Here is a 10,925-nt window from a genome sequence, read left to right on the forward strand (position 1 = left end):
TGGGCATCGCGGCGCTCGGCGCCGACCCGACGGCGCGCGGCGGCGCGATCTCGACGCCGCGCGCCGGCGCCGACGCCATCCTGGGCGGCGCGGGCAACGTGTTCGGCACGCTCAACCAGTTCGCCTCGCCGACCCGGCTTGGCGGCCCCCATGGCGGCGGCGGCGCGCGCGCCGTGACCGCCCGTTTCGAGGATTCCGCCTCCGGCATCGGCGCGCGGGCGGTGGTCACTTCGGATCTCGACGGCAATCTGGTCTTCAACGTGACCCTGGATCAGGGCGCCCCGGCGGGGGCCGACCTGCGGGCGATCTATTTCGACGTCAACCTGCCGGGGGGCGACATCGCGCGGCTCTCGGTCGAGGGCGATACGGTCGCCGCCAGCGGCTTTGGCGACGAAAGCGTCATCGAGCTGGGCGAGGGCACGGATGTGAGCGACCTGCTCACCGGGCGCGGCGAAGGCAAGTTCGACGGCGGCGTCGCGCTCAAGGGCGGCGACGCGGGCGCGGCGCGCTTCGTGCTGCGCCCGCCCGAGGGCGCGAAGCTGCATCTCAACATGCTGGACGGCGCGTTCCTGGGGCTGCGGGTCGGCGGGCCTGGCGATGACGGCGTGAGCCTCGGCGCCTATGGCGGGGTGCGCGCCCGCCTGCCCGCCGCGCCCGCCGCCGGATCCGGTCCCGGAACCGCCGACGCCGACGCCGACGCCGGGGCGCTGCTGCCGCTGACGCTGATCAGCAAGGGCGACATGCGGGGCGCGACCTTCCGCATCTCCTACGACGCGGCCAGTCTCAGCATCACCGGCGCCGAACGCGGCCCCGGCCTGCCCGAGCTCGCCGATATCTGGTTCGAACCGGGCGAGACCGGCGATGACGGCCTCGCCAGCGCCACGGTGACGCTGCGCGCCGACGCGCCGGTGGGCGAGGGCCGCTACGACGCGGTGATGCTGCGGGCGCTGGCCCGCGACGGGGCCGCGGGGGCGGCGCGCTTTGACATCGAACTGCTGTCCTGGGAGACCGCGGCCGAACCGGCGCCCGACGCGTTCGCGGTCGATGCCGAACAGGCCGGCGCCGGCGCGCTGCTGGGCTGGGCGGCGCTGGCCCATGCGCAGGCGGGCCGCAAACGCCCCGAGAAGCGGCGCTTCGGGCTGTTCGGACGGCGTCTGGACTGAGCTTTCGGCGATGCCAGACGCCTGCGGGCGTTTGACATCGCCGGGGCGAGGGCCAGAATGCGGCGCATGGATGACAGCTCCCATACCGGCGCCCGCCCGCCGGACGCCGAGGCGCAGACGCGCATGCGGGCTGAAGCGGCGCGGACCGGCGCGCAGCAGGCGCGGCCCCGGATCCCGACGGGCGGCGCGGGCGACGACGTGTTCGCCGATCCCCGCGCCTGGGCGGCGCTGTCCGAAGCCAAGGACGCGGCCGGGTTTCTCGCCGCCTGGCTCGCCCTGCAATGCCGGATGATCGCCGGGGCCACGCAGGCGGCGCTTTTCATCCGCCCCGACGAGGGCGGCTTCGTGCCCGCCGCTGTCTGGCCCGCCCCGGATTTCGACCTGACGCCGATGCAGGAGGCCGCCGAGATCGCCGCGCGAAGCGGCGCCGCGCATCTGCAGCGCGACGGCGAACCCGCCGACGGCGCCCCACCGACGGGCGGCGAAAAGAATGGCGGCGAAAAGAATGGCGACGAGTCCACGGGCGGCGGGACCAGCGCGGCGCGCCCCGGCGCCCTGCTGGCCTTCCCGGTGCTGCGCGAACGCCGCGTGGAGATCGTCGTCACCCTGCGGCTCGACGCCGCCGGCGCGCGCGCCATGCGCGGCGCGTGGCGCCGGCTGCACTGGGGCTCGGGCTGGCTGGCGGCGCATCTCGCCGGGCTGGCGGCGCTGGACGCGCGCACCTTCGTCAGCCGCGCCGAGACCGCGCTGGACCTGCTGGCGCTGTCCAACGAACATGTGCGCCACGACGCCGCCGCCATGGCCATCGTCAACGAATTGCAGACCACGCTCGGGGTCGCCAACGCCGCCATCGGCCTGACCCGGGGCCGCGGCGCCAACGCCCGCATCGAATTGCTGGCCATTTCCCGCGCCGCCTGGTTCCAGCGCCGCGCCAAGCTGATCGGCGAACTGGAAAACGCCATGGGCGAGGCGCTGGATCAGGGCTGCGTCATCGCCTGGCCGCAGCAAGGCGAGGCCGCGGGCAAGCGCATCGCCGTCGCCCATCGCGCCTATGCCCGCGCCGCCGACATGGGCGCGGTGGCAAGCTTCGTGATGATCGACCAGGACGGGCCCTGCGGCGCGCTGGCGCTGGAAAAGCGCGACGATGCGCCATGGTCCCCCGAAGTGCTGGCGCTGGGCGAGACGCTGGCGGCGATGATCGGCCCGGCGCTGATCCTCAAGCGGCGCCAGCGGCGCTGGGTGTCCGGGCGCATCGCCGACTGGATCGGCGATGCGGTGAAGGCGCTGGTCGGCCACCGGAAACCCAGCCTGAAGATCGCCGCCGTGCTGGGGATCGCCGGGCTGGCCTTCATCGCTTTCGTGGACGGGGATTTCCGCGTTTCCGCCGACGCGGTGCTCGAAGGCGCGGTGCAGCGCGCCGCCGCCGCGCCCTTCGACGGGTTCCTGAAACAGGCGCAGGCCCGCGCCGGAGACATCGTCAAGCAGGGCGACACGCTGGCCGAACTCGACGATCGCGACCTGAAGCTGGACCTGCAGCGCTGGAAATCCGAATACGCCCAGCTGCGTCAGCAGCAGCGCGCCGCCATGGCCGGGCTCGACCGATCCGAGGTGGCGCTGCTGGCCGCGCAGATCGAACAGGCGCGCGCGCAGCTCGACCTGGCGCAGGCCAAGCTGGCGCGCACCCGCATCGAGGCGCCCATCGACGGCGTGGTGATCGCCGGGGACCTGTCCCAGAAGCTCGGCTCGCCGGTGTCCATGGGCGACGTGCTGTTCGAAATCGCGCCGCTGCAAGATTATCGCGTGGTCATCCAGGTCAGCGAGGGCGATCTGCGCTACGTCAAGCCCGGCCAGAGCGGCGAATTGCTGCTCGCCGGTCGCGCCGACGCGGCGCTGCCGCTCAGCGTCACCCGCGTCACTTCGGTCGCGGCCGTCGCCGACGGGCGCAACGCCTTCCGGGTCGAGGCCGCGCTTGCCGAGGCCGCCCCGGCGATCCGCCCCGGGATGGAGGGCGTGGCCAAGATCGACGTCGAGCCCCGCCCCTATATCTGGATCTGGACCCGCCCCATGATCGACTGGCTGCGGGTCTTCGTCTGGAAATGGACCCCCTGAGCCATGTCCGAACGGTTTTTCTCCGACGCATGGTACCGGGTGGAAAACCTCCGGGTCTCGCTGCGCAGTCAGGTGCGGGTGCATCGCCACCGCTATCGCGGCATCGCCTGGTATGTGCTCGAGGACCTCGCCAGCGGCAAGAGCCACCGGGTCAGCCTCGCCGCCTATCACCTGGTCGGGCGCATGGACGGCAAGGCGACCGTCGACGAGATCTGGCAGGAAACCGCGCGCATCCTCGGCGACGACGCGCCAAGCCAGGATGACGTGATCCAGCTGCTGGGCCAGCTGCATGGCGGCGACCTGCTGCGCTCCGACGGATCCCCCGACACCATGGAATTGCTGGAACGCCACAAGAAGCAGGCCGGCAAGCTGGCCAAGCAGAACCTCATGAGCCCCATGTCGTTTCGCATCCCGCTCTGGGATCCCAACGCCTTCCTCGATCGCACCATCCCTTTCGTGCGCCCGCTGGTCGGGCCGCTGGGGCTGATCCTGTGGCTGGCGCTGCTGATCCCGGCGGGGATGACGGCGCTGCGCGAATGGGGGCCGCTGACGGAAAATTTCTCCGATCGGGTGCTGAGCGCCGACAACATGCTGATCATGCTTCTGGTCTACCCGGCGGTCAAAGCCCTGCACGAACTGGGCCATGGCTACGTCGCCAAGGCCTATGGCGCCGAGGTGCGGGAAATGGGCGTCATGTTCCTGGTGTTCTTCCCGGTGCCCTATGTGGACGCCTCGGGCTCCAACGCGTTCCGCTCCAAATGGCGGCGCGCGGGGGTGGCGGCGGCGGGGATCATGGTGGAACTGGCCATCGCCTCGGTCGCCATGTTCGCCTGGGAACGGCTCGAACCCGGCTTCCCCCGGGCGCTGGCCTTCAACGCCATGGTGATCTCGGGGTTTTCGACGCTGATGGTCAACGGCAACCCGCTGCTGAAATTCGACGGCTATTACGTGTTCGCGGACCTGATCGAGATGCCCAACCTGGCCGGGCGGGCGACCAGATACTGGGGCCATCTGATGGACCGCTACGCGTTCGGCGCCCATGGCATGCGCGATTTCGCCGCCACCCGGGCCGAGCGGATCATGTTCCTGATCTACGCCCCGGCGGCCTTCGTCTACCGGATCTTTCTCAGCGTCACCATTGCCCTGATGGTGGCGAGCAAGTTCTTCGTGGTCGGGGTCGTCCTGGCGCTGTGGTCGCTGACGCTGAGCCTGGTCAAGCCGGCGGCGAAATCGCTGTGGCACGTGATCTCCAGCCCAAGGCTGCGGCGCGAACGCGGGCGCGCGGTGGGGATCACCTTCGGATTTCTCGGGGCGGCGCTGCTTGGCGCGGGGCTGATCCCGGCGCCGCTGGCCACCAACGCGCAGGGCGTGCTGTGGACGCCCGAAACCGCGATCCTGCGCGCCGGGGCCAACGGCTTCGTGGCCCAGACCCTGGTCGCGGCCCGCACGCGCGTCGCGGCGGGCGATCTGATCGCGGTGCTGGAGGAGCCGGCCTTCGCAGCGCAGCTGCGCGCGCTGCAGGCGCGGGCGGCGGAATTGCGGCTCAAGCACGCGCAGGAACGCGTCGCCGACCCGGTGCTCGCCGCCATCACCGCGCTTGAACTGGAGGACGCGGAGGCCCGCCTCGCCTCGGCGCTGGAAAAATCCGCGAAGCGCCAGGTGCGGGCGCCGGTGGCGGGGCTGTTCGAACCGGCGGCGCCCGAGGGCGACCTGCTGGGGCGCTATCTGCAGGAGGGCGAGATCATCGGCCATGTCCTGCCGGCGCGCGCCGCCACCATCCGCGCCGTGGTCAGCCAGTGGGACATCGACCTGGTGCGCGAGCGCCTTGCAGGGGTGCGGCTGATCCTGCCCGGCGACGTCTGGACCAGTTATCAATCAAAGGTGCTGCGCGAGGTGCCCGCCGGCATATCCACCCTGCCCTCGCCGGCGCTGGCGCTGTCGGCGGGCGGGGACACCGCCACCGACCCGCGCGACCCCGACGGCGTGACCACGCTGGCCCGGGTGTTCCAGATCGAGATCGCCGCCCCGCCCGAGGCGGCGCTGGACGGGTTCGGCGGGCGGGTGCTGGTGAAATTCGAACACCGGCCGGAACCGATCGCGCGCATCGTCTATCGCCGGCTGCGCCAATTGTTCCTGTCGCGCTTTGATGCCTAGCGCGCCGAAATTCTGGGCCGCGGCGGGCGACCCGCTCGCCGTCGCGCCCTATCCCGAACGCGCGGAGTGGAAAACCAACTGGATCGACCGGCGCCTGGCGGCGGCCATCGGCACGCTGGCGTCATGGGCCAGGCCGCGCCGCCTGTCGGATCGACGCTTCACCGACCGGGTGATCGCGCGCTCCCGGCAGCTCGCCGAACGGCCCATGGCCGAGATCCTGGCGCTGACCGAGAAATCCCGCGTGGCGCTGCTGTCGCGCGGCTTTCGCGAGGACCTGATCACCGAGGCCTTCGCGATCGTGCGCGAGGTGTCGCGCCGGGAACTGGGGATGGCGCATCGCCCGGTGCAGATCCATGGCGCGCGGCTGCTGCTGCAGGGCTCGATGCTGGAAATGGCCACCGGCGAGGGCAAGACCCTGACCGCGCTGCTGGCCGCCGCCACCGCCGGGCTGGCCGGGGTGCCGGTGCATGTGGTGACGGTGAACGGCTATCTGGCCGAACGCGACGAACAGGCGAATGCGCCGGTCTATCGCGCGCTGGGGCTGTCCTCGGGCGTGGTGATCAACGGGCAGGAGGACTCCGAGCGCGCCGACATCTACGCCCGCGACATCGTGCATGCGGACAACAAGGAGGTGACCTTCGACTACCTGCGCGACCGGCTCGAAGTCGGGCGCAGGCGGGGACTGGCGCGCGCGCTGACCCATCGGCTGCTGACCACCGGCGCGGCCAGCGGCCAGCCGGCGGGGCTGCTGCTGCGGGGCCTGCATTTCTGCATCATCGACGAGGCCGACAGCGTGCTGATCGACGAGGCCGGCACGCCGCTGATCATCTCCGCCGAACGCCCGGCCCCGCCCGAGGAGATCCAGCGCCTCGAGGATTCGCTGCAGGTGGCCGCGCAATTGCGCGAGAACCTGCATTTCTCGATCCGGCTGGATCACAAGGACCTGCAGCTGAAACCCCAGGGCCAGCGGCGGCTGGCCGATCTGGCCAAGGGGCGGCCCGGGCTGTGGCGCGTGCCCCGCGCGCGCGAGGAAATGGTGCGCCAGGCGCTGTGCGCGCTGCACATGTTCCACCGCGACCGCCATTACATGGTGGTCGAGGACGCGGTGCACATCGTCGACGAATTCACCGGCCGCCCCATGCCGGATCGCAGTTGGGAGGCCGGGCTGCACCAGCTCATCGAGATCAAGGAGGGGCTGGCCCCGACCCCGCGCAAGGCGCCGATCGCGAAAATCACCTTCCAGCGCTATTTCCGCCGCTACCGCCGCCTGTCGGGGATGACCGGCACCGGCATGGAGATCGCCGGCGAGGTCTGGGCCGAATTCGACCTGCGCACCGCGCCGGTGCCGACCCACCGCCCGATCCGGCGCCGCGATCTGGGCGCGGTGGCGTTGGCGCGATCCGACCAGCGCTGGGCGGCGGTGGCGGCGCGGGTGCGCGCGGTGGCCGCCGAGGGCCGCCCGGTGCTGATCGGCGCGCGTTCGGTCGAGGCGTCGGAGGAACTGTCGCGCCGCCTGACGAAGATGGGCCTGCCCCATGACGTGCTGAACGCCCGCAACCACGAGATCGAGGCCGAGATCATCGCCCGCGCCGGCGGCGTCGGGCGCATCACGGTGGCCACCAACATGGCCGGGCGCGGCACCGATATCGGGCTGGAGGACGCGGCCCGCGCCGCCGGCGGGCTGCATGTGATCCTCACCGAATACCACGAAAGCTCGCGCATCGACCGCCAGTTGATCGGGCGCGCCGGGCGGCAGGGGGATCCGGGGTCGTTCGAGGCGATCGTGTCGCTGGAGGACGAATTGTTCGAACGCTTCGCCCCGCGGCTCACCGCGCTGGTCCGGCGCCTGACCGGGGCGCGCGGCGCGCGGCTGGGGCTGGGGGCGTTGCGCCGGGTCAGCCAGTTCAAGGCCGAGCGCGCCGGACGGGTGACGCGGCTGGCCCAATCCAAGGCCGATCTGGATCAGGAACGCCGCATGGCCTTCGCCGGCCAGACCGAATAGCTGTTGGCCGCCGCGCCGCGCCGCACGCTACTGGCCGAAATAGGCGCGGTTCAGCTCCGGGTCCGATTTCAGGTCCTCCACCGTGCCGCTCATGCGCAGATGCCCGGTCTCCAGCACATGCAGGTGGCTGGCCAGCGTCATGGCGAAATTCACGTTCTGCTCGGTGATCAGGATGGTGAGCCCGGTCTCGCGGTTGAGCTTCAGCAGCGCCGCGGCGATTTCGTCGCAGACCTTTGGCGCCAGCCCGATGGTCGGCTCGTCCACCATCAGCAGGCGCGGGCTGGTCATCAGCGCCCGGCCCAGCGACACCATCTGACGCTCGCCGCCGCTGAGCGTGCCGGTCTCCTGATCCATGCGTTCGTCGAGAATCGGGAACAGCCCGTGCACCAGGTCGAGATTGCGCGCGATGTCGTCGCGCGCGGTGTAGGCGCCGACGATGAGATTGTCGCGCACGCTCATGAACGGGAACAGATGCGCGCGCTCGGGCGCGTAGCCGACGCCGAGCGTCACCACCTCGGCCGCCGAACGCTTGTTGAGCACCTTGTCGTCGAGGCTGATCAGCCCGGTGGTGCGGGTCATGCCCATGACCGAATCCAGCAGCGTGGATTTCCCGGCGCCGTTCGAGCCGATCACCCCGACGATCTCGCCCTCGTCGACCGTGAACGACACGTCGTGCAGCGATTGCGCCATGCCGTAGAAGGCGTTGAGGCGGTCGATTTCAAGCAATGCCATGGCGCGGCCCCCTCAATGTCCCAGATAGGCCGCGCGGACGGCGTCGTTGTTCATCACATCCGCATAGGCGCCCTCGGCGATCACCGACCCCACGGTCATCGCCACCGCGCGGTCCACCAGCGGTTCCAGCGAGCGCAGGTCATGGCTGACGATGACGAAGGTCATGCCCTCCTGCCGCTTTTCCGCCAGCAACCCGGAGATCTGCGCGATCTCGCCCACCGTGAGCCCGGCGAACACCTCGTCGAGCAGCATGATCGACGGGCCGGTGGCCAGCGTGCGCGCCAGTTCCAGCTTGCGCAGGTCGCCCATGGACAGTTCCGACGGGTGGCGATGGAAATCCTCGTCCGGCAGCCCGACGCTGCGCGACAGGGCCAGCGCCTCGGCCGGATCTGCGCGGGTGGTGAGCATGCCCCAGACGCTGTCGGGCATCAGCCCCACCTCGATGTTCTCGCCCACATCCATGTCGGCGAAGGGGCGGGGCACCTGATAGGTGCGCGAGATGCCGCGTTTGATGCGTTCATGGGTGGGCAGGCGGCTGATGTCTTCGCCGCGCAGGCGGATGGCGCCGGAATTGGCCCGGTGCTCGCCCATGATCAGGCTGAATATGGTGGTCTTGCCGGCGCCGTTGGGGCCGATGAGGCCGAGGGATTCGCCCTCCTCCACATGCAGCGACAGGTCGTTGGTGGCGATGAGCCCGCCGAAGCGCTTGACCAGGCGCTCCAGTTCCAGGATCCGGGTCATGATCCCGCCCCCCCGCGCGCCTTCAGCTTTTCGACCCCGATGCGGATGATCTCGTAGAACCCCTTTGGCTGATACATGTAGAGCGCCAGCGCGATGCCGCCATAGATGAAATAACGTTCGGCGCCGGGCAGCACCGGGCGCAGGGATTCCAGCAGGAACGTAAGGAAGAACGCCCCGATCATCGGCCCGATGATGGTGGAGGATCCGCCGATCAGCGCCGCGACGATGATGGTGAACAGGAAGTTGATGTCAAACAGCCCGCGCGGCGCGATCGAACCGAGATAATGCACGTAGAACGCCCCGCCGATGCCCGCGACGCAGGCCCCGACCATGAAGGCGAACAGCTTCAGCGCGGTGGTGTTGAGACCGCTGCCGCGCACCGATTCCTCGTTCATGCCGATGGCGTTGAGCGCCGTGCCGATCCGGGTCTTCAGCATGGCCCACAGCGCCACGGCGATGACGAACATCAGCCCCGCGGACAGGTAGTAGTTGTTGACCGCGCCGCGGGTCAGGGTCTGCACCCCGGACATGCCCCGGGTGCCGCCGGTGAGATCCGGGCGGATCACCTGCACCAGCTGATACATCAGTTCCATGAAGGCCAGCGTGACCAGCGCGAAATAGGTGCCCTTGATGCGCAGCGCCGGCAGGAAGAACAGCGTGCCGCCGACCATCGTCGCCAGCACCGCCAGCGGGATCGAATACTGCACCGGCACGCCGAAGCGATAGGACAGGATCGCCGTGGTGTAGGCGCCGATGCCGATCAGGAACGGGTGCCCGAAGCTGATATAGCCGGTGCGCCCGGACAGCACGTCCCAGCTCATCGCGAAGATGGCGAGGTAGTTGGCCATGATCACCGTGCGCAGCGTGCCCTTGGACACCAGCTGCGGCAGCAGCAGCATGCCGCCGAGAAACAGCGCCCAGAGCAGGATCTCGCGCCCGGAGATCAGCGGCGCCCGGCGCCCGACGACATGTTCGGCGTCGGCAAGTCCGACGACGGGTTCGGCGTCGGCAAGTCCGACGACGGGTTCGGCGTCGGGGCGCGCGGGGGGCGGGGTCGGGGTGTCGGCGCTCATGTCAAAGCTCCTCCCGCCCGAACAGGCCCTTGGGGGTCACCACCAGCACGACGATGATCAGCAGCATGGTGAACACGCCGCGCAGTTCGGCGGCGATCAGCGTGGTGGTGATGATCTCCATGAAGCCGATGATGTGGGCGACGATCAGCGTGCCGACGATCGACCCGATGCCGCCGACGATCACCACCGCCACGGCGATGATCAGCGGCGCCACCCACATCGACGGGTTGAGCTGGGTGTAGCTGGCGAAGAACACCCCGGCGACCGCGCCCAGCGCGCCCGAGATCGCCCAGGTGATCATGTTGATCCGCCCCGGATTGATGCCCGAGATCGCCGCCCCCTTCATGTCCATGGACACCGCCATCATCGCCCGGCCCATATGGGTCTTGCGCACGAACAGGAACAGCCCCAGCAGGATCGCCCAGCTTGCCAGCGTCGCGGTGAGGATGTTGAAGGTCACCGTCGCGCCGCCGACGCGCCAGACCCCGGACACGATCGGCTGCAGGATCTTGGAGCTGTCGTCGAACACCAGCACCACCCCCGCCTGCAGCACCACGGCGAGGATCAGCGTCGAGATCTCCACCGCCACCGCGTCGCCTTTCAGCGGCTTGACGATGAACAGGTATTTCAGCACCCCGGCCAGCGCCCCGACGGCGACCGCGAAGACGATGCCGGCGAGCTTGGGATAGCCCATCACCTGCACCAGCCAGAAATAGGCGTAGCCGCCCAGCATCAGATAGGCGCCGTAGGCGAGGTTCATCACCCGCCCGACGCTGAAGATCAGCGTGAATCCGATGGCGATGAGCGCGTAGAGCCCGCTCAGCAGCAGACCCTGGATAAGGATTTGGGTCATCGATTGGTTTTCCCGTCTGTGGGGGTGGGCGGCGTCCGCAAGGCGGCGCGCGCCGTCGCCGTCAGGTCCGGCGGCGCGGCGCGGCGCGGCGCGCGCCC

8 protein-coding genes are annotated in these 10,925 nt (G+C 70.1%); 4 read left to right on the top strand and 4 right to left on the bottom strand.

From position 1 onward, the window contains the following. The 4 genes from AC1HC7_RS07205 to AC1HC7_RS07220 form a co-directional block, all read left to right on the top strand. Positions 1-1,163 (top strand): hypothetical protein (locus AC1HC7_RS07205; protein ID WP_479498858.1); only part of this gene is annotated, 1,163 nt, incomplete at its 5' end. Positions 1,164-1,229: 66 nt separating this feature from the next. Then, entirely contained in the window at positions 1,230-3,272 is a 2,043-nt protein-coding gene (locus AC1HC7_RS07210) for an efflux RND transporter periplasmic adaptor subunit (protein ID WP_479496471.1), read from the top strand. A gap of 3 nt (positions 3,273-3,275) precedes the next feature. Next, positions 3,276-5,426, top strand: coding sequence for a peptidase M50 (locus AC1HC7_RS07215; protein ID WP_479496472.1), 2,151 nt, complete (start codon positions 3,276-3,278; stop codon positions 5,424-5,426). Beyond that, positions 5,419-7,428, top strand: coding sequence for a preprotein translocase subunit SecA (locus tag AC1HC7_RS07220; RefSeq protein ID WP_479496473.1), 2,010 nt, complete (start codon positions 5,419-5,421; stop codon positions 7,426-7,428). Before AC1HC7_RS07215 ends, AC1HC7_RS07220 begins: the two co-directional genes overlap by 8 nt. Positions 7,429-7,455: 27 nt before the next feature. Here AC1HC7_RS07220 and AC1HC7_RS07225 read toward each other — a convergent pair whose 3' ends face one another. Genes AC1HC7_RS07225 through AC1HC7_RS07240 form a run of 4 tightly spaced genes read right to left on the bottom strand, consistent with a single transcriptional unit; the run spans position 7,456 to position 10,827 of the window. Then, entirely contained in the window at positions 7,456-8,160 is a 705-nt protein-coding gene (locus AC1HC7_RS07225) for an ABC transporter ATP-binding protein (protein ID WP_479496474.1), read from the bottom strand. A 12-nt stretch (positions 8,161-8,172) separates the two neighbouring features. Continuing rightward, entirely contained in the window at positions 8,173-8,901 is a 729-nt protein-coding gene (locus AC1HC7_RS07230) for an ABC transporter ATP-binding protein (RefSeq protein WP_479496475.1), read from the bottom strand. Then, a complete protein-coding gene (locus tag AC1HC7_RS07235; protein ID WP_479498859.1) occupies positions 8,898-9,974 on the bottom strand; it encodes a branched-chain amino acid ABC transporter permease in 1,077 nt (358 codons plus the stop codon). Before AC1HC7_RS07235 ends, AC1HC7_RS07230 begins: the two co-directional genes overlap by 4 nt. A gap of 1 nt (position 9,975) precedes the next feature. After that, positions 9,976-10,827 (bottom strand): branched-chain amino acid ABC transporter permease, encoded by an 852-nt coding sequence (locus AC1HC7_RS07240; RefSeq protein ID WP_479496477.1) that lies wholly within the window; start codon positions 10,825-10,827, stop codon positions 9,976-9,978. Between the last annotated feature and the right edge of the window lie 98 nt (positions 10,828-10,925).

Source organism: Oceanicella sp. (assembly GCF_056449545.1).

Bases quoted from the DNA above. Each gene is read 5' to 3' on its own strand.
- AC1HC7_RS07220 (WP_479496473.1), top strand. From the start codon at position 5,419: ATGCCTAGCGCGCCGAAATTCTGGGCCGCGGCGGGCGACCCGCTCGCC.
- AC1HC7_RS07230 (WP_479496475.1), bottom strand. From the start codon at position 8,901: ATGACCCGGATCCTGGAACTGGAGCGCCTGGTCAAGCGCTTCGGCGGG.
- AC1HC7_RS07240 (WP_479496477.1), bottom strand. From the start codon at position 10,827: ATGACCCAAATCCTTATCCAGGGTCTGCTGCTGAGCGGGCTCTACGCG.
- AC1HC7_RS07235 (WP_479498859.1), bottom strand. From the start codon at position 9,974: ATGAGCGCCGACACCCCGACCCCGCCCCCCGCGCGCCCCGACGCCGAA.
- AC1HC7_RS07215 (WP_479496472.1), top strand. From the start codon at position 3,276: ATGTCCGAACGGTTTTTCTCCGACGCATGGTACCGGGTGGAAAACCTC.
- AC1HC7_RS07225 (WP_479496474.1), bottom strand. From the start codon at position 8,160: ATGGCATTGCTTGAAATCGACCGCCTCAACGCCTTCTACGGCATGGCG.
- AC1HC7_RS07210 (WP_479496471.1), top strand. From the start codon at position 1,230: ATGGATGACAGCTCCCATACCGGCGCCCGCCCGCCGGACGCCGAGGCG.